The organism is uncultured Nitrospira sp. (genome assembly GCA_902500695.1).
In the GTDB taxonomy this organism is placed as follows: domain Bacteria; phylum Nitrospirota; class Nitrospiria; order Nitrospirales; family UBA8639; genus Nitrospira_E.
Genome location: CABVRQ010000036.1, coordinates 1 through 19,919, shown reverse-complemented (window position 1 = coordinate 19,919; position 19,919 = coordinate 1). Strand labels below are relative to the sequence as shown.

The following is a 19,919-nucleotide window of genomic DNA, read 5'->3' as shown; positions in this document are numbered from 1 at the left end:
CTGATGCCATTGTATTTTTTCGTGTTGGGGATTTTTATGAAATGTTTTTTGAGGACGCCGAAGAAGCCTCGAAACTCCTTGGCATCGTGTTAACGGCACGAGGGAAGGCCAAAGGGGAAGCCATCCCTCTTTGCGGAGTGCCCTATCACACCTCAACCGGGTATATCGCAAAGCTCTTAAAAGCCGGGAAAATAGTGGCCTTATGCGAACAAGTCGAAGACCCCAAGCTTGCCAAAGGGCTCGTCCGTCGTGAAGTCGTTCGGGTCTATACGCCGGGAACCTTATACGATCATGAGTTGCTTCCGGCAGGAGAGGCCAATTTCCTGTCAGCCCTTTGTTACACCCCCATATCCAACACGGGAAATACCACACGAGCCAATCGCTTCGGACTGGCCTCCCTCGACCTCTCAACCGGCGAATTTTGGATCTCAGAATCCTGGATGAAGCATTCCCTGCAAGAGGTCGTCGATGAACTCGTCCGCCTTGAGCCCAAAGAAGTCATCTTTCCTGCTCAACTCCAGGAAGCAATGACATCCGCATCCCAATCCTTGCCTATCGCCCGTATCGTGCCTCGTGATGCCACGACCTTTGGTCTTGAGGAAAGCAAGACGATTCTCACCAGAATCTTTCAGGTCAATCAGGTTGAAGACCTCCAGCTCCATGGCCTCCAATCCGGACTTCAGGCCGCAGGAGGCCTTTTACGCTATCTGGCTGACACTCAGCCAACACTCGCACATGGCCATATACGACGACCATTGATTCGACTTCTCGAACATGAAATGCAACTGGATCAGACCACTTTGCGTAATTTAGAAGTTCTCAAGCCCGTATCCGAACAGCGCCAAAGCCCTACCTTGCTCACGACATTGGACAAAACCAAAACACCAATGGGCACAAGACTTTTGCGGCAGTGGATCGTCCGGCCCCTGACTCAGGTCCCGGCCATTCACCTGCGCCAGGAAGCCGTAAAGGAATTGGTCCTCAATCTTGAGATTCGCATGACGATTCGTGACTATCTGAAAACGGTGCAGGACTTGGAGCGACTGAATAGCCGAATTGTCCTGGAAGTGGCCAATCCTCGAGACCTTATCAATCTCCATCGCTCTCTGGAAGATTTGCTTCTGCTTCAGCAACTCTTACCGTCACTCCAGTCTCCCATGCTGCAAACCATCCATGCCGCCTGGGATCCACTCCTGGATGTCTCCTCCTGGATTGCCGACACCATCATTCCCAATCCGCCCCTTTCAGTAAAGGAGGGCGGCATTATTCAAGCAGGGGTGAATACGGAACTGGATGAATTACGAGTTCTGGCAAAAGAAGGAACCCGTTTACTGGCCGAAATGGAGACTCGGGAACGCAACAGGACCGGCATCGACTCTCTTAAGGTGAAATTCAATCAGGTCTTTGGCTATTACATTGAAGTGACGAAAGCGAATTTACCACGTGTCCCTGCGGATTATCACCGGAAACAAACCCTGGTCAACGCCGAACGGTTTACCACGGGAGAACTACAAGATCTCGAAGGTCGGCTTTCCAGTGCGGACCAAAAAATGAAGAATTTGGAAGCGAAGCTATTTGGAGAAATCCGTCTCCGTGTCGGATCTGCCTCCATCAGAATCCAGGAGATGGCGCAACAATTAGCTACGCTGGACGTTCTGGCAGGCCTGGCTGAAGGGGCAACCATTAACCGGTATCACCAGCCAACAGTCCATGAAGGAGGAACGATTCAAATCACGGATGGTCGCCATCCGGTCATTGAACACATCCGGCAAACTGAAGGATTTATTCCAAACGATACAACACTGGACTTGGACGCCAACAGACTTTTGTTAATAACCGGTCCCAATATGGCTGGAAAGAGCACATACTTGCGACAGGTTGCCCTTATCGTACTTATGGCTCAAATGGGAAGCTTTGTGCCGGCTGAGTCAGCACGGATAGGGATTGTTGATCGGATTTTTACCAGAGTGGGGGCAGCCGATGATCTCAGCGCAGGTCAAAGCACCTTTATGGTCGAAATGAGTGAAACAGCCAGAATTTTGGACACGGCGACGTCGCGAAGCTTATTGTTGCTGGATGAAGTTGGAAGGGGAACCAGCACCTATGATGGACTGAGTATCGCATGGGCACTGGCCGAATATATCTTAGACCGAGGGCATCTCGGAGCACGGACTCTTTTTGCCACCCATTACCATGAAATGACTCAATTAGAGACCCTCAGGGAAGGCATCAAAAACTACACGGTGCTTGTTCAGGAAAAAGGGCAAGACGTCTTGTTTCTAAGAAAAATCATCCAGGGTAAGGCTGATCGAAGCTACGGAATACAAGTCGCCAAACTGGCAGGGATACCAAACCAGGTCCTGGATCGTGCAAGAAATATTCTGGCTCAGCTTGAACAGGATGCCTCATCTACCAACGTGTCACTCTCTGATGAGCCAGTGAATCCCACTCCTCTCGAACAAGTCTCGCCAAAGCCCCATGTTATCTTAGATGAAGTCAAGCAGATGGATCTCTTTTCGATGACTCCGCTTGAAGCCCTGAATAGACTAGCTGATTTGAAGGCTCGATTGAACGAGCACAATCCCTGATATTTAGGGAAACACCACGCCAATAAAAAAAGGGCCTGCGTTGCACGCAGGCCCTTTTAAAAACCTTTAATCTAATATTCTTTAAAGGTTATCGTCTTTCTTAATGCTTCCCACCCATTTCCTTGTGCACTTGTACTTTCTCAAATGTAGCCGTGGCTGGATCGTAAATCTGGCCGGTACCTTGATCAGAGTACGGAATAATTCCAACAATGGCTTTGCCATCTGGAATCAACACATCATAGAGCATTTTGCGTTGGTCTGGCCATGAATCAGCCCGCATAGCATCCAACACCGGCGTGGTACGAAGAGTAGAGATACTTCTTGGTTTTTCAGGAGACCCGGCTACTTCCTGAACGGACTTAGCCGCAGAAACCACCCGGTGGTTTTGCTCAGTTTCTTGAACCACAATTTCTACCAAGCCATAATTTGATGGCTTCGTGTCTGTCATCACAGCCTGACTTGAAGAATCTTTCCCGGCCGCCACAAGTGTTTTCCAAATCTCCTCGCTGCCTGGATACACTTTGATATTTTTGCCAGGATAATATTTTTGCCAATAATACCCACTCTCCGCATTCCCACCAAACACGGCGACATTGATCCACACCGCTTTATCGTAAGGATCGACTACAGCAACCCGACCTTGGAGGGTCGTTGGCTTGCTTAAATCACCCCACTCAAATCGCTCTTGAAACGCTTCGATGGCCATCGCGCTTGAGGCCATTGCCCCAACTAGCGCCACGGCTCCAACAAGGGCCAACCCTTTCTTTTTAGCACCTTTCATAATGGCTTCCCTCCTCGAGTAAAGTTTTAATTCTCAATCATGAATTATCGGACAAAAGTTTATTCTGCCTCTAACAATTTAAATCCCGTAATCGTACGACCACTTAATTGCACTTCCATGGCCACGAGTTCTTGGGCTGCCTTCGTGAGTTGGTCCATTAACGCCTTGTCTTTCACAGCCAAGCGAACGGTAGTTTGTGGATTGTACCAACCGCCATAAGGATTGTTCTTTTCATTGCCACCCGTATAACCCCAGGCGCAACAGATATACATTGGATCAGGGAGTGCAACGTTGCGATCATCAGTGGCCCGGCCTGGAGGATCGGCTGTTTCTTGTGGGCCAGATGCGTTCCAATACTGAATCCCGAATAAAATTTCGCCCTCAGGGTTGTCTGCCCATTGTGCATAAAACCGACCCTTCAAACTCGTGACTGCCTCGCCCTTAAAAGAAATATCACCCTGGCTGGTGACATCATTTGGGTCGCCTTTCGACTTATCAGGACCTGGGCCAGCAGCATACCCAATGCTTGCTAATCCAAGGCCCAACAGGCCCATGGCACAGAGAGCTACCAATTCACGACGTAGAGATGACTTCTTCATCTGCTCCCTCCTTACAGTGTTAGAATGACAAAAATTAAAAAACAACTTGACCTTTGTTTATCTTCGAAACGACATTTACCAAACTTCTTATACCCTTAGTTCTTAAAGGGTAAATCAGAGTTTTAAAAGGGTCCCATGCTACCCATCCAGGGCATGGTTGTCAAGCGTAAAAAGATGCGGCTTAGGGGTCATCCCCACCTCGGAATTCCCCTTTTCGGAATGGGTCCCAATGCCGTCACCACAAACTGTTGTAGATCAAATAATTTCTGGCTTAATTGCCGAATTTGTTCAGGGGTTATCCGATCAATGGCCTTAACCATTTCCTGAAGGGTGACATGACGCCCTTGATACATTTCGTCCTTTGCCAATTTATTCATCCGCCCGTATGTTCCTTCCAATCCCAACATCAAACCGCCCTTTAATTGGGTTTTGGTTCGCTCCAATTCCTTGCTCACCACGTCCCGACGGCATAACTTCCTGGTTTCCTGACAAATTCGGTCAATGACGGCCGCAACTTCATTCGGGCGTGTAGCAGCATAGACAGTAAGTGTCCCGCCATCCAAAAAACCTGAAAGATGAGAATAAATGGTATAGGCCAATCCGCGTTTTTCCCGGATTTCCTGAAATAATCTCGAACTGACTCCTCCTCCCAGAATCGTGCTTAAGACATGACCCGCATACCGATCCGGATGCCCTACCGGCAACCCCTTAAACCCGACACACACATGAACCTGCTCCAGTGGCTTCATGTGAAGACTTTGTCGTTCCTGCGGCTGATCGGGCCAGGGTGTTTCCTGGATAGTTGAGGGATATTTGTCATATCCGCTCCGCTTCCATTGACCAAAATATGTATTGACGGTATCAATGATTTCTGGAAAGGAAAAGTTTCCGGCCACTGCAACAATCGTGTGTTCCGGTCGATAGTGCTGTTGTCGATATTGCATGAGCAATTGGCGATTAAGTCGCTTCATCACCCCAGGCTCTCCCAAGATCGGACGCCCCAACGGATGGGAGCCGAAGATATCCTTGGCATGCAATTCATGAATATAGTCCTCTGGGTCATCCTGAACGGTACGGATCTCCTCAAGAACGATTTGCTTTTCTTTTGCAATGTCCTTGGCAGAAAACCTTGAATGGTGAAACAGATCGGCGATGAGATCAAATGCCAGCCCCATTTGCTGATCCAACACCTTCACGTAAAAAGCCGTGGCTTCATGAGTGGTAAAGGCATTCATTTCACCACCCAAGGCATCGATCTCATTAGAAATCTGAGATGCAGTCCGTTTTGGCGTGCCCTTGAACATCATATGTTCAATGAAATGAGATAGGCCACCCTCACCTTTTCCCTCGTAACGACTTCCAACCGTGGCCCACACCCCTAGGGCAACAGATTTCAATGAGGACATCCGCTCCAGGACAACACGGACTCCGTTATCCAATATGACTTTTTTATACACGCTTTGTTACTCAGGGGAACTTAAGAGGTCAGCTGATCCTTGTCCGTCTGTTCGGCCATGGCGTCTTTTCGACTAAGCCGAATCTTCCCTTGTCGATCAATTTCCAGGACTTTCACAAGAATCTGTTCCCCTTCAGAAATTTCGTCCGTGACCGAGGCCACACGGTGAGGAGCCAATTGCGAAATGTGCACAAGCCCATCCATACCAGGAAGAATTTCCACAAAGGCGCCAAAATCTACAATCTTTCGCACCGTCCCAAGGTAGATTTTCCCAATCTCCGCTTCTTCAACAATCCGCAGAACCATATCCATTGCCTTTTGCGCCGACTCCCCGTCTACTGCCGCAATCGTCACGACTCCTGAGTCATCGACATTCACTTTTACTCCACAATCTGCAATGATACTACGAATCATTTTACCGCCAGGCCCAATGACATCCCTGATTTTATCTTGCTTGATCTGGACCGTGGTGATACGGGGCGCATAGGCCGCCAGCTCAGTACGAGGGACCGTCAGGCATTCATCCATTTTCCCAAGGATGTGCAATCGGCCTTCACGAGCCTGCGCCAACGCCTGTCGCATCAGGTCAGGGGTAATTCCTGCAATTTTAATATCCATCTGCAGGGCTGTAACTCCATCTCGCGTTCCTGCCACTTTGAAATCCATATCGCCAAGATGGTCCTCCATACCCAAAATATCTGAAAGAATCGCTACGCCACCCTGTTCTAAAATCAACCCCATCGCAATTCCTGCCACCGGCGTTTTGATGGGTACTCCCGCATCCATCATGGCTAATGCCCCACCACAAATTGTGGCCATTGAAGAGGACCCGTTTGATTCTAGAATATCCGAGACAAGCCGAATGGTATAGGGGAACTCTTCTTTGGAAGGAAGTACGGCCTCTAATGCCCGTTGGGCCAATTTGCCATGCCCGACTTCCCGTCGTCCCGGACCACGAAGCATTTTTGCCTCACCCACGCTAAAAGGCGGGAAATTATAATGCAACATAAATGAGCGGAAATACTCGCCTTCCAACGCATCAATCCGTTGCTCATCATCTGATGTGCCCAAAGTCACCACAGCCAGGGCCTGCGTTTCCCCCCTGGTAAATAATGCAGAACCATGCGTGCGAGGAAGAATTCCTGCCTCAGAGGATATCGGACGAATGTCGGATAGACCCCGGCCATCGGCTCTTTTCTTTTTTTCCAGGATCATTCTCCGGACTTCGGAATATTCCAAGTTGGCAAATACTTTTTTAACCTTGGCTTTTCGATCAGCATCGTCTCCGGCAACTGTCTCAATGGCTTCCTGAAGAATTTGAGCGAAACGATCTTGTCGTTCCGCCTTAGCAGGAATATACATCGCTTCACCAATGGAAGTGGCTGCGATTTTGCGAACGGCTTGCTCAATTTCAGGGTCAATGGCTTCCACCTGCAAGACCCGTTTGACTTTCCCCGCCTTTGCTCGTAATTCTTCAATTTTGGCGACGATATTCTTGATTTCACGATGTGCCAGTTCGATCGCGTCAATCATCGTGTCTTCCGAAAGCCCATCCGCCCCAGCTTCGACCATCATCACGGCGTCCTTGGTACCAGCCACGACGAGGTTTAACTCACTTTCTTCCTGGGCCTTCTTATCAGGATTAACCACGAATTGGCCGTTCACCCTTCCAATTCTCACTCCTGCCAAAGGTTCGGAGGCTGGAATATCTGAAATGGCCATGGCTGCCGACGCGGCAACAATACCGATAACGTCCGAAGACATCGTCTGATCAATAGAAAGCACCGACACAATGATCTGGGTTTCATAGAAGTAACCTTCGGGCATCAATGGCCGAATCGGCCGGTCAATGAGTCGGCTCGTTAACACCTCTTTTTCACTTGGTGCCCCTTCCCGTTTGAAAAACCCGCCAGGTATTTTCCCAGCTGAGTAGGCTTTTTCTTGATAGTTTACAGTCAGAGGCAAGAAATCGGCGTCAGCCTTCAAGGTCTTTGAGGCTACCGCCGTAGCTAACACCACAGTATCCGCATAGGTCGCCAATACGGCACCATCCGCCTGCTTGGCCATTCGACCGGTTTCCAAACGAAGCGGGCGACCACCAACTTCCATTTCAACGACATGAATCATGTTTCAACCTTTCTGATCCTTGAGTGGATATATTGATATGGAGTGTGAGGCTTCGCTTCGCATTGAGAACCGGGCATCGATCACCCATCTCATTGATTCTGCTCACCCTAAAACCTGTATTCTGTCTTATTTCCGTATGCCCAGTGCAGCGATGACGGCTTGGTATTTTCCCTCGTCTCGACGCCGCAAATAATCCAATAACTTTCTTCGCTTGCTGACCATTCGCAAAAGGCCTCTTCGGGAGTGATGGTCCTTTTTGTGTGTCTTGAAATGTTCGGTCAAACTCGTAATTCTATTTGTTAACAAGGAAATCTGCACTTCAGACGAACCCGTGTCCTTGTCGTGAATCCGATGCGATTCTATTGCTGCCGTTTTTGCTTCTTTCGTTAAGCCCATAACTCCTCCTCCAGTTCCTCAGGGTTACCTGAGTTCAGTAAGAAAATCCTTCTACCAATGTCGTCTTATCCCCACTTTTAATCGAACCTAAATTTTCATAAACTAGGAAAACACCGTTTCAATCGCTAATACGGGACCTCCCTTACCTGTCTGAAAAACAGGGCCTCTCCCTAAAGCAAGCAATTGCCCATCTTTCTGTTTCACCCTCACCATATTGTCCCCCTTCGGTGAAACTCTTGATTCCACATACGTGTTGACCACACGATCCCAGGATATCGCATTGCCATGGAGCACCTTTCGAGCATCATCGCTATCCACCTCAACAGCGTGAAACCCTTCTAAAGCCTGATCCAAACTCAAAAATGCCCCATCCAGATGAGAGAATTCAAGTCCCCCAAGCAAGGATTCTACCTCAAGGGCCTGATCAACATGAATAGGCCCAACCCGTCGACGCTGAAGCCATTTCAAATGTCCACCCACCTGCAATACGTTTCCAATATCTTCGCAGAGGGTTCGAACATAGGTTCCCTTAGAACAGACAACTCGAAACGCGACCTCAGGGATATTCAGTCTTTGAATTTCTAAATCATGGATCACCACGGTTTTAGCCGGTCGGTCAACCGTCTCACCTCTCCTGGCTTTTTTATACAAGGGTTGCCCCCCGATTTTTACAGCCGAGTACATTGGCGGCACTTGCTGGATAGAGCCTTGAAACGTCGCAAACACTGACCGGATACGATCCTCAGTCAAAGATTCCACTGGGAATTCCTCTAATACCGTACCCCAAGCATCTTGTGTGTCAGTCCGCTGGCCCAATTGAAGCACCGCGCCATACTCTTTTTCCCATCCCAACAGATACTGGGCAATTTTTGTTCCCTTTCCAATTAGGACCGGCAACACACCTGTCGCATGAGGATCCAAGGTCCCCGCATGCCCAACTTTCTGAATACCCAAACCTGACCTGAGGCGTTGCACCACATCATGCGATGTCCATCCATCAGGCTTATTCACATTCAGGACTCCATGCAAGGCCATACCCTGCGCTGCCTTCGAGGCTTTAGACTGGTCCATGCAAGACCCCATTGATGCCATTACCCGTCTACACTTTCGCTCTTATTGAGGAGAGGGGATGATGACTCAGTTTCACCGGATTTCTCAGATTCTTCATGCAGAGAATCCAACAACTTTTCAATTCGATTCCCATACTCAGCACTCGTATCACGATAAAAAACCAATTCCGGCGTATAACGCAGATTTAACCGTCGGCCCAATTCCGTGCGAACAAACCCCACAGCGCTTTTAAGACCAGGCCCTGTAACCTGATCAAAATGGGCTTGATCCAAAGCGGTCACATATATCCGTGCGATTTTGAGATCTGCCGTCATCTTCACCCCGGTCACGGTCACGAATTGGATACGTGGATCCTTAGTTTTTCTGGAAAGAATCTCTGCCACTTCCATCCGGATCTGATCGGCAACTCTCGTCGCCCGACTGCTATTTGTGTTTGCCATGAGGTGAAAAATTTATATGAGAGCTTACAAGACTTCAATTTGAGATCGTAAAAGCTCGAGGGAGGGATTAGATCGTATAAAGTTGAGGACCTGGTCTAAGACGTGATTGACCCTTCCCGTGTCATTCGCCACACACACCACCCCCAAAATGGATTTTTGCCAAAGGTCCTGCTCGTCAATTTCAGCAACGGAAATATTAAACCGATTTCGCAATCGGGTAACCAAGCTTGAGAGTACCTGACGCTTACCTTTTAGGGATTGGACATCAGGGATATGGAGTTCGAGCGTGCACAACCCCACGATCATCCCCATTCAGGATCCCCTTATCCATTCTGTATTATAATTTTGTGGCCTCCTCTTCCAACACGTAGGCCTCTAACACATCGCCGATTTTTAAATCATTGAAATTCTCAACTCCAATTCCGCATTCATAGCCTTGCTGAACTTCCCGTGCATCGTCCTTGAACCTCCGTAACGATCCTATTTTTCCTTCATAAACCATCACCTGATCACGCACAACTCTCACTTTGGTGTTTGAACGGGATATCGACCCATCATTCACGTAACAGCCGGCAATGGTACCCATTTTCGGAACAGAGAATAGTTGCCGAACCTCCGCATGCCCCATGACCCGCTCCCTGATCGTTGGAGCCAGAAGCCCTTCTGCAGCCGAACGAATGTCATCAAGAATATTATAAATGATGGTGTACAACCGAATTTCCACGCCCTCACGTTCAGCAATTGCAGCCGCCTTTGAATCCGGACGAACATGAAATCCAATGATAATCGCTTTCGAAGCAGCCGCTAATAACACATCAGTTTCGTTGATGCCTCCCACTCCACTATGAATGAGCTTAAGCTTGACCGCGTCGGTAGAAATCTTCAGAAGGGCATCGCCTAACGCCCCAACCGATCCTTGCACATCCGCCTTGATCAGTAGCGGCAATTCCTTGATTTCCCCATCTTTAGATTCCGCATAAAGCTCCTCAAGCGTTCTTCTGGACGTAGATGAGAGACCTACATCTTTTTGCTTTTGGTGCCTGGCCTGGGCAATTTCCCTCGCAGCCCGCTCATCCTTCACCACGACCAGTTGATCACCGGCCTCAGGAACCCCCAGTAAGCCAATGACTTCTATCGGTATCGATGGCCCGGCTTCCTTCAGGCGTTCGCCTTTATCCGATGTTAATCCTCGCACTCGACCGCTCACTGAACCCACGACAAACGATTCTCCGATTCGTAAAGTTCCGGCTTGAATCAACACCGTGGCAACAGGTCCACGCCCCTTATCCAACTTCGCTTCTAACACGACCCCTCGAGCGGAACAGGTGGAATCGCCTTTCAATTCCATAATTTCTGCCTGAAGTAACAACATGTCAAGCAATTGGTCTAACCCCTTGTTTTGCTTGGCTGAAACTTCAACAAAAATGGTTTGACCTCCCCATGCTTCAGGTTGCAGGCCATGCTCGGCTAAACTTTGCTTGACCCGATCGGGATTCGCCCCCGGCTTGTCCATTTTATTCACGGCCACGATAATCGGCACATTGGCCGCTTGCGCATGATTAATGGCTTCAATGGTCTGAGGCATCGGCCCATCGTCTGCGGCCACGACCAAGACGACAATATCAGTGACCTGAGCCCCACGAGCCCGCATCGCCGTAAAGGCTTCATGGCCCGGGGTATCCAGGAACGTCACACCACGTTCACCAGCTTTCACAAATGACGCACCAATGTGCTGAGTAATCCCTCCCGCCTCCTGGTCGGTCACCTGGGTCTGCCGAATGGCATCCAGCAACGAGGTTTTCCCATGATCGACATGTCCCATGACCGTCACCACTGGCGCCCGTGGCTCTAACTGTCCATGGTCTCCCCCTTCAAGCACCTCATCCAAGAGGGCTTCCCCTCCTTTAGCAGCCACGGCCTCAACCACAAGGCCATAGCCATCGGCAATCAGTACTCCGGCTTCTAAATCCATAGGTTGATTGAGAGTTTTAACAATATTTAAATCCATTAATTTTCGAATAATTTCCGTCGGTTTCTGGCCAATGACCTCGGCGAAATCCTTCACGGATATCCCAGCAGTAACCTTCATAACTTTTTTCCTGGGTTTTGTGACTTCACCCACCGAAGGCTGTTGAACCTGACGGGTACGTTCCTCACGTCGTAACGTTGGCAACGGTCGAAGATCTTGCCAGACCGCAGCATCTTCAAAGCGGGCGGCAAAAGCATCTTCATCTTTTACACGCACACCTTTTTTAATTTTCTTGCCTTTTTCCTCTATGGGAACCTCTCGAGATGGAACGGCACTCTTTTTATCGAGTTTCCCTTCGCTTTTTCTATCTTTTTCACTGGTTTTATCAGAGGGAGGAATTGCCTCGCTTTTCACACTGGGAACAGGTGGAGTCGCCACACCACCAGGAAGCTCTCCCGATTCAGTGGGCAATAAGGCATGGACTTCTTGATGAGATTCCACGACCGATTCGCCAGGACTCTGAGTTAAAACGGGAGCCGTATCTAAGGGAGCCTCTGACTCCCCCTGGATATCGGGTGACTCTTCTGACTCATCCTCCCCGACGGGAGACAATTCCCCCATCTCTTCCAGGATTTCTTCTTCTGTTTTTTTCTTCTTAATCAGTATGTGTTTTTTTTCGGCTTTTTTCGGACCTTCGGCCACGGCCTCAGACCGATGCCTCACGGATGTCGACGAATCTTTTTTCAGAAGGCGCCCCCCCTCAGAGCTTTTCACACCGACATTCCCTGAAGCAGATGAATCCCCAGGCTTGGGGGTTGTTTCAGGAGATTTACCAAGAATAATATTCATCGCCCATTTGGCCATATTGTCTTCCACTGTATTGCTATGGGAACTAACCTGAATGCCAAGTCGCACTAATTCAGGAATAAGCAAACGGCTCTCCATCCCAATTTTTTTGGCTATCTCATGAACTCTCATGCACGTCCTTTACTGTGAAGCCGTATTCTTACGATCCCGAACTCTGCCCTGACTCTGTTGGTACCACCGCTGGATTATCTATGCTTTCATCTTGTGAGACTACTTCAGACTCCTTGGCATTTCCCGCCGGCTCTTCTGGAATCTGTGCAGCCTCTTCAGCCAAGGCAGCCTTAATCTCTAAGTCGCGCTCAAGCTTTTGCTTTTCGTATTCTGTAGAGCTAATGATATCAATCTTCCAACCTGTCAATTTTGCTGCTAAGCGGACGTTTTGCCCGTTCTTCCCAATTGCCAAAGAGAGCTGAGAATCAGCCACCACCACCAATGCCGATTTTTTTTGTTCGTCAATCCCTACTTTTTCAATGGAGGCAGGGTTCAAGGCTTCCCCAATAAACACGCGAGGATCATTTGTCCAGGGGATAATATCTATTTTCTCGCCATGCAATTCCCGAACAATGGCCTGGACACGTGAACCTTTGACTCCAACACACGCGCCAACCGGATCAACCGCCTTATCCCGTGAGGCCACTGAAATTTTCGTCCGGTCGCCAGGCTCACGCACCACTCCCTTAATTTCAACAATTTTCTCTGATATTTCAGGCACTTCCAGACCAAACAATTTCACCACGAATTGGGGATGTGCTCGGGAGAGGATGACTTGCACATCCTTGGGAGTTCGTCGAACTTCTAGCAGCAACGCCCGCACTCGATCACCCCGTCGGTGAGCTTCACGCGGGATTTGCTCTTGAATCGGGAGAAGGGCCTCTGTTTTTCCAATGTCCACCAGGTAATTTCGACGCTCTTGGCCCAAAATGACCCCATGCACTAACTCCCCTTCTTTTTTGGAATATTCCCGTTCAATCGACTCCCATTCAGCCTCTCGAACTTTTTGGCAAATGACCTGCTTCGCGGCCTGTGCGGCTATTCGCCCAAATTCTTCCAACTCGATGAGTGAGCCAATTTCGTCTCCCATTTCAGCTTCATCATCAATTTTCCTGGCATCTTCCAATGAAATTTCTGTTTTGGAATCCAGTACGTTCTCGGAAATAATCTTTTTCTTTACAATAGAAATTTCGCCGGTTTCCGTATCAATATCGACTTGAATATTTTCGCCATGCCCAAATCGTTTCTTTGCCGCCGTGAGAAGCGCCGACTCCAAGGCCATAATGACTTTAGCCTTATCAATCCCTTTCTCCCGACCGATTTGATCAATGACCAACATGAGTTCACTTTTCATTTGTATTCCTCGCAAGGCACGATGAGCGGTTCAAACGGACATGGGCGGTTGGTGCGCATTTCCAATAAAGCGTTAGAACGAAACCTCTAGTCTCGCTTTGGCAATATCATCCCAGGCCACAACGACTTCTTGAGGATTCTTGCTTTGGTCATCCATTAAATGAATCCCCATATCTGTGACGGTAATCAATTGCCCCAAGACAACTGATTGCTTCTTGATCGAGCTTTTTAGAGTGACTCGAAGTCGTTCGCCCACCACCCGTTCATAATCTTTGGGATCTCGGAGCGGTCGATCTAACCCAGGCGAAGAAACCTCAAACCGATACGCGGCTTGCTCTGGGTGAAGAACCTCCCAGGTTCGGCGCAGGGACTGGTGGAATTGTCCACAATCTTCAATTCCAACTCCCCCCTTTTTATCAAGAGTCAATCGAACCAAAAGGTTGGCGGGTCTCCCGGTGCACTGAACCTCAATGATTTCCACTCCTAGGGCTCGAGCGATTGGTTCGCCCGCTTGGCGAATAACCTGCTCAATATTTTCAGCCGTGAAGGCCACCACAATTCCTCGCTACAGCGGCCACAAGCCAAGACCAAAAAAAAGTGGGCTCACGCCCACTCTACTCGCAATCAACCTAGCATTTTCCATTTTTAAAGGCAAGAGCTCACCCGATTCACCGCAACGTCCTAGTTGGGCAAAATCTCTCAACAGGTCTTACTCACGAGCATTCCCTTACCATGGGCATAAGGAAAACCCTATGATAAGCTATTTTCTGAGTATGGTGATACTCACTTCCTGGTGAAAGCAACGAGAGAGGAGTTCAACCGATGCCTTGCATAGTTTCTGTAGCCTCCGGTAAGGGCGGGGTTGGAAAAAGTATGGTCGTCAGCAATCTTGGACTCCTCCTTGCCAAAAAGGGACTTCGCGTCACGCTGGTCGACATGGACATTGGGGGGGCTAATCTCCACATCTTGTTTGGAATGTTCCATCCTCCATCCACTCTCTCAGATTTCTTGACAAACACGCTCAAAAACTTAAATGAGATCGCCCACCCTATTCCCGGCCTCTCCTCCCTGAAGCTCATTCCTGGAACCGGGGAAACGCTCATTACCGCAAACTTGCAACATGCCAAAAAAAAACGCCTTATTCGGCACTTGCAAACACTTGATGCAGATATCATTCTCGTTGACGTCGGCGCAGGCACCAGTTATCACGCACTGGATTTTTTTCTCCTCGCGGACTATTTCCTTGCCGTGGCCACCCCTGACCCGACTTCGGTCTTAGATCTGTATCGATTCATTAAACTTGCCGCCATTCGAAAGGTTCTTACGGCTTTTTTAGCCCGGGACCCAGTGGCCGACGCCCTTCTGGACAAAGACTTCCATAGTGTCACAGCCGTACTGGAAGCCGTTGGAAGAACGAGCGAATCAGGTGTGGCAATTGCTCAAGAAGCTTTAAAGAGGTTTCATCCGGCCCTCATCTTAAACCGAATGACACCAAAATCCAGGATCAATACCCTGCACTTACAACATCTGCTTAAACAATATGTCGGAACCGACCTCTCTATCTTAGGCAATATTCCAGAGGATATTCAGGTTCAGCAATCCATCTTGAAATATCTTCCGGTGGCAGAACTGGCTCCCTCTTCTCCTGCAACCATCGCGCTGAACCAAATTGCCGCCAATGTACTTGAGATGGTGGGACGAACACCTGGATCAGTTGGCCGGATGGAAGAGCCCAGAAAGATTCGAGCATGAAAAATTTACGGACATCATTGCCTTGGGTTTTTTGAAAAAACCTGGCGGCTCTCCTCCTACATGAAAAGAGTCAAAAGACTGGCTTCCCGTTTTACTGAGCCTTGCCTTAACCTAAAAGCCAATTTGCCTGCCAAGCCTGCTACCCGCCTTACCTAGTTAGAGGACTCAGAGACCTCTTTCAATGAATCTTGCAATTGTTTGACTTTTTTCTCCAACACCCTGCAATTCTGTTGAGCCAGCTCGGATTCCATTTTTAAAGTTTCCTGCTCCCTCGTAAGCTTATCAATCATGCCTTCGGCTGATTGCAGACTCCGCAACGCATCAATCCGATCTTCCTCGCCTTCCAAGCATTGTGAATTGAGGCGTTCAACCACACCCACCCATTCCCGCGCAACGCCCCCCAAAGAACCAGGCACTGGAGGCAAGGTGGCCTCCTTACCTAAAAGTCCAACGGCTTTCTGAATCCAATCGATAAACAAAATAGCTTCCCAAAAATTCAAATCACCCGCACCTGCGGATTCCTCCGCATAGGGTACTCCTACCCCTCCCCGCTGATCGGCAGGAGGAACCGGATCCTTATGATTTTCCTTAGCACTCGGCTTGTAGGAGGAACCGTTATGAAATTGGTGCAGTAACACCGCCACACAATGCCGACAAAATGGTTGTTCCGTCGATGGGCAGGAACACCTGGTCGACAAGGTCCCCGCTCGCAACTTAATGATTTGCGTATACACGCCATAGACGCCATTGACCTCGGCCGTGATTTGCGTCCGGTCGGCATCAAGGATTTTGACTCGTTGGGCTGAAAAATATTGGCGGCCTTCTTCGAAGACCGTTCCTCCAACCACTGATTGAAGCATGTCCGCATCTAATTGGTTCAGCTCTTGAGCGGAGCAGGAAATTCTATTTCTCATGCAGGTACCACCCAATTCAAAAAAAAAGGAGACCGACATCCCACCGCCGAGAGTGGGGAGGGTTTAATATTTCGGAAAATATAACCGAGAATTAACCTTTAGGGCCAACCATCAAGTTTAATTTCCATGATCTAAATCCACCGGGCACCAGAATCACCGCACGGTATTCAACTCTGCCGGACGTGCTACCATGAAACCCGCTACCGCCATCGGCCACACAACACAGGCTTCCTTTCTTGAAAGCCTGCTCGCGGATGCCCCGGAAACTCTGCCTATTCTCCGGCAAAGTTGTATCCAAGTTCTCAATCTTACGCAGGATAAACGCTCAAGTGCCAGCGACATTGGAGAAATTATCATGCGCGACCAAGCCATGATGGCCAATGTCATTAAAATCGCGAATAGCCCTGCCTATCATACCCGCACACCGGTCAAAACCCCAACCTATGCGGTGGCCCTTATTGGATTTGACGTCACTCGCGCCATGGTGGTCTCAGCCCAATTAATTGAACAAGCCGACACCTTCGGAGCCAACACCGTCAACCTGAAACACCTCCTGGCACGGGCTCTCGTCGCCGGAACTCAAGCCCAGGAACTTGGAAAAACCATCAATTACGGGGAGGCGGGATCGTTATTTACCAATGCCATGCTCTACTCACTGGGAGACCTCATCCTCGCCCTCTGTCGACCGGACGTGGGCGAACAACTCGAGGTCATACGCCGGGAAGATCCAGCCAAGGTCGCCAAAGCCGAACTGTCTCTCTTGGGACGACCGCTGCATGTCATCGCTGCCGCCATGGCCAAGCATTGGAATCTGCCGGACAGCCTGGTTCAATTATTGGAGAAAAAACCGGTCTGGCCTAAATCCCGTCCCGAAGCAGATCAACGGATCATGGAAAGTATCGTTCGAGCCGCTAATGAACTGAGCTATTGCCTCCTGAACCCATTGGCTGCCGGACAGGGAGAGGTACTCCAAGGCCTGATCGAACAGTTTCTTCCCCCATTCGGCCTCTCCATGATCCAATTGGAACACACCGTGTCCCAAGCTTTTAGGCAAGCCTCAGAAATTGCCTCGGCCATCAACATTGATCGACAGCATTTTCTTCCCGCATCTGAAGCCGATGGCACAATACTTCACAACCACCACCTCCATCGGCTCACACAAACGATACATCAGGCTTTACACCAAGAAGGAATTCTTCCCGCAGAAACAGCAAAACCGGATCAGCAAGCCTCACCTTCTCTCCCGCCATCTCCGGCATCCGATAGACCATTGCTGGATTTCACGATTCAGGCCATGAAAATATCCGAACCCTCCTCGCTGCTCACCTTTGCCACCAGAACTCTCTATGTTTCATATGGATTTGAACGGGTCTGGCTCGCATTGGTGGTACCGGGAAAAGATAAACTCCAGGCCAAAATCGGGTATGGTCCGCATGCGGAAACTATCCAGGACGCGTTTCATTGCCCTCTGTCTCATGGAAATTTCTGGGACCGATTGCTCCATAGCTTCCACCCAATTCAATATTCTTCGTTGGGCCAGGAAGGGGAATCCGGAGGAATGCCAACCGACTTTTTAAAATACTGGGGCGACCAACCCGGCTTCGCCGGAACCTTATATGCACCAAATAGGCCTATAGGGGTCATCCTCGTGGATCGAGGTTCTACGGGGCATCCATTGACCGACACGGATTTTGCGGCCTTCGCCTTGGTGTTGTCCCAAACCAATGCCAACCTTGCTCGATTAGCCACCAAGCACTAACTATTTTTGACTTCATGCGGCACTCTTCTTTTGCTAAGGGTGCCGCACTATGTTTTTTTAAATGATTTTCACGGGTAATGAATTCTTACCCATAGGAGATGTAACCCGTGTTCCGGCTGGATTATTGAGGAGTCAATCACAAGTAGGACGTGATATTTATGGTGAGCCGCGTGCGGCTCGAACGCACGACCCTCGCCTTAAAAGGGCGATGCTCTACCAACTGAGCTAGCGGCTCACCGGGTCGCGATGCTAACAATGGATTCCGGTGTTGTCAAACTTACAGTAAAGAAAAATCTAAAGGAGCATTTAAACTATGAGCCCTTGCGTGATCGAATCAATGGATTTCTCACAATAATTGTATCTTCACGTTTGGAACCGGTTGAAATCATATCTATTCGACATCCGGTTAATTCCTCAATTCTGGCCAAGTACCGTTTAGCTGCAGGAGGAAGACCTCGATGGGCCTTCAAGCCAGACGTTTCGGTTGTCCAGCCCTTCCATCGTTCATACACCGGTTCACAGCCGGCCAATATTTCCAAATCACCTGGCATTTCCTTGTGGAGCTTTCCCTGATATCGATATCCCGTACAAATCTTCAATTCTTTGCAGCCGTCCAGCACATCCAACTTCGTGATTGCCAATGAGGTGAGTCCGTTGATTCGAACGGCATATCGCAATAACACCATATCCAACCAGCCACACCGGCGGGCCCGACCCGTTGTCGACCCGTATTCATTTCCACGCTGCATGAGTTGCTGACCCATTTCATCCGTCAATTCTGTCGGAAACGGACCTCCACCCACTCTGGTGGTATAGGCCTTCGTCACACCCAGGACTCCCGTAATCGTCGTGGGACCGACCCCACTTCCGGTGCACGCACCCCCCGAGCAGGAACTCGAAGATGTTACATAAGGATAGGTCCCAAAATCGACATCTAAATGGGTTCCCTGCGCCCCTTCAAACAAGACACGTTTCTTACTCTCAAAGGCTCGATCCAGGACCAAGGCCACATCCGTAATATGAGGACGAAGCCGCTCACCATAGGCCTGATAATCTTTAAAAATTTTCTCAACGGTGAAACCATCTACATTATAAATGCGCTCTAAGAACGCATTAATTTCTACCAGGTTTTCCTTGATCTTTTGTTGCAACACATCGGGGTTTAACAAATCTCCCATGCGAATGCCGACTCGCGCCATCTTATCGACATACGCCGGCCCAATGCCCCGGCCCGTCGTCCCGATTCGCCGAGCCCCTTTCGCCTGCTCTGCCGCCTTATCGATGGCTTTATGGTACGGCATAATGACATGAGCCCGATTACTAATAAGAAATCGTTTTCCAACCGGAATCCCCTTAGAAGTCAAACGATCCAACTCCTCGATCAACCCGGCCGGATCAATGGCAACCCCATTCCCCAACGCGCACATCTTCCCTCGATAGAGAATACCCGAAGGAATCAAATGAAAAATAAACGTGCCTTTATTAGTAATGACCGTATGGCCGGCATTGGAACCTCCCTGATAGCGGACAATGACATCCGCATCCTTGGCGAGAAGATCCACAATTTTTCCTTTTCCTTCATCTCCCCATTGGGAGCCGACGACAACCAACGCGGCCATAGTTTCCTCCACACGCACAGGACAAGAGCACGGGACAAAAAAAAACTCGGCCAGCGGGTCAGCCAGAGCTTCAAGGGTGAATCGTAGGTCTCAACGCAGAATTTGTCAACGAGGGAGCCCTGCCTTTCTTACCTCTGATTTTCTTGACCGAACCGTAGTCGCGTGATAGCATCATTTTCGGTGTGGGGCTGTAGCGCAGTTGGGAGCGCGCGTGAATGGCATTCACGAGGTCGCCGG

16 protein-coding genes and 1 tRNA gene are annotated in these 19,919 nt (G+C 49.4%); 3 read left to right on the top strand and 14 right to left on the bottom strand.

Annotated elements, in window-relative coordinates; translation table 11 throughout:
• Positions 1 to 2,588: DNA mismatch repair protein MutS (gene mutS, locus AAH187_RS10660; RefSeq protein ID WP_342348439.1), on the top strand; the 2,588-nt coding region annotated here is incomplete at its 5' end.
• A gap of 100 nt (positions 2,589 to 2,688) precedes the next feature.
• Here the strand turns inward: mutS and AAH187_RS10655 are convergent.
• The 11 genes from AAH187_RS10655 to rimP all read right to left on the bottom strand — a co-directional run bounded on the left by AAH187_RS10655 (position 2,689) and on the right by rimP (position 14,191).
• A complete protein-coding gene (locus AAH187_RS10655) occupies positions 2,689 to 3,369 on the bottom strand; it encodes a hypothetical protein (RefSeq protein ID WP_342348438.1) in 681 nt (226 codons plus the stop codon).
• 59 nt (positions 3,370 to 3,428) lie between these two features.
• On the bottom strand, positions 3,429 to 3,968 hold the full coding sequence (locus tag AAH187_RS10650; RefSeq protein ID WP_342348437.1) for a hypothetical protein: 540 nt from the start codon (positions 3,966 to 3,968) through the stop codon (positions 3,429 to 3,431).
• A 188-nt stretch (positions 3,969 to 4,156) separates the two neighbouring features.
• On the bottom strand, positions 4,157 to 5,425 hold the full coding sequence (locus tag AAH187_RS10645; RefSeq protein WP_342348436.1) for a pitrilysin family protein: 1,269 nt from the start codon (positions 5,423 to 5,425) through the stop codon (positions 4,157 to 4,159).
• 20 nt (positions 5,426 to 5,445) lie between these two features.
• Positions 5,446 to 7,551, bottom strand: coding sequence for a polyribonucleotide nucleotidyltransferase (gene pnp, locus AAH187_RS10640; RefSeq protein ID WP_342348435.1), 2,106 nt, complete (start codon positions 7,549 to 7,551; stop codon positions 5,446 to 5,448).
• 126 nt (positions 7,552 to 7,677) lie between these two features.
• Positions 7,678 to 7,947, bottom strand: coding sequence for a 30S ribosomal protein S15 (rpsO, locus tag AAH187_RS10635; RefSeq protein ID WP_312644214.1), 270 nt, complete (start codon positions 7,945 to 7,947; stop codon positions 7,678 to 7,680).
• A 102-nt stretch (positions 7,948 to 8,049) separates the two neighbouring features.
• Positions 8,050 to 9,018: a tRNA pseudouridine(55) synthase TruB gene (truB, locus tag AAH187_RS10630; RefSeq protein ID WP_342348434.1), complete on the bottom strand. Its 969-nt coding sequence runs from the start codon at positions 9,016 to 9,018 to the stop codon at positions 8,050 to 8,052.
• 20 nt (positions 9,019 to 9,038) lie between these two features.
• Positions 9,039 to 9,458 (bottom strand): 30S ribosome-binding factor RbfA, encoded by a 420-nt coding sequence (gene rbfA / locus AAH187_RS10625; protein ID WP_342348433.1) that lies wholly within the window; start codon positions 9,456 to 9,458, stop codon positions 9,039 to 9,041.
• Between the two features lie 24 nt (positions 9,459 to 9,482).
• Positions 9,483 to 9,770, bottom strand: coding sequence for a DUF503 domain-containing protein (locus AAH187_RS10620; protein WP_342348432.1), 288 nt, complete (start codon positions 9,768 to 9,770; stop codon positions 9,483 to 9,485).
• 25 nt (positions 9,771 to 9,795) lie between these two features.
• Positions 9,796 to 12,405, bottom strand: a complete 2,610-nt coding sequence (gene infB / locus AAH187_RS10615; protein WP_342348431.1) for a translation initiation factor IF-2 — start codon at positions 12,403 to 12,405, stop codon at positions 9,796 to 9,798.
• Positions 12,406 to 12,433: 28 nt separating this feature from the next.
• The gene (gene nusA / locus AAH187_RS10610) at positions 12,434 to 13,639 is read right to left on the bottom strand and encodes a transcription termination factor NusA (RefSeq protein ID WP_342348430.1); all 1,206 of its coding nucleotides are present in this window, start codon (positions 13,637 to 13,639) and stop codon (positions 12,434 to 12,436) included.
• 72 nt (positions 13,640 to 13,711) lie between these two features.
• Positions 13,712 to 14,191, bottom strand: coding sequence for a ribosome maturation factor RimP (rimP, locus tag AAH187_RS10605; protein WP_342348429.1), 480 nt, complete (start codon positions 14,189 to 14,191; stop codon positions 13,712 to 13,714).
• 269 nt (positions 14,192 to 14,460) lie between these two features.
• Between rimP and AAH187_RS10600 the strand changes: the two genes are divergently transcribed.
• Positions 14,461 to 15,390, top strand: coding sequence for a P-loop NTPase (locus tag AAH187_RS10600; protein ID WP_342348428.1), 930 nt, complete (start codon positions 14,461 to 14,463; stop codon positions 15,388 to 15,390).
• Positions 15,391 to 15,542: 152 nt separating this feature from the next.
• On the opposite strand, the gene AAH187_RS10595 is transcribed toward AAH187_RS10600, so the two are convergent.
• Positions 15,543 to 16,304 (bottom strand): hypothetical protein, encoded by a 762-nt coding sequence (locus AAH187_RS10595; protein ID WP_342348427.1) that lies wholly within the window; start codon positions 16,302 to 16,304, stop codon positions 15,543 to 15,545.
• A 190-nt stretch (positions 16,305 to 16,494) separates the two neighbouring features.
• Here AAH187_RS10595 and AAH187_RS10590 point away from each other — a divergent pair, with 190 nt between their 5' ends.
• Positions 16,495 to 18,063, top strand: coding sequence for an HDOD domain-containing protein (locus AAH187_RS10590; protein WP_342348426.1), 1,569 nt, complete (start codon positions 16,495 to 16,497; stop codon positions 18,061 to 18,063).
• A gap of 159 nt (positions 18,064 to 18,222) precedes the next feature.
• Here the strand turns inward: AAH187_RS10590 and AAH187_RS10585 are convergent.
• Positions 18,223 to 18,298 (bottom strand) — tRNA-Lys (locus AAH187_RS10585).
• A gap of 76 nt (positions 18,299 to 18,374) precedes the next feature.
• Complete coding sequence (locus tag AAH187_RS10580; protein ID WP_342348425.1) at positions 18,375 to 19,682, bottom strand: adenylosuccinate synthase; 1,308 nt, start codon at positions 19,680 to 19,682, stop codon at positions 18,375 to 18,377.
• Positions 19,683 to 19,919: the final 237 nt, after the last annotated feature.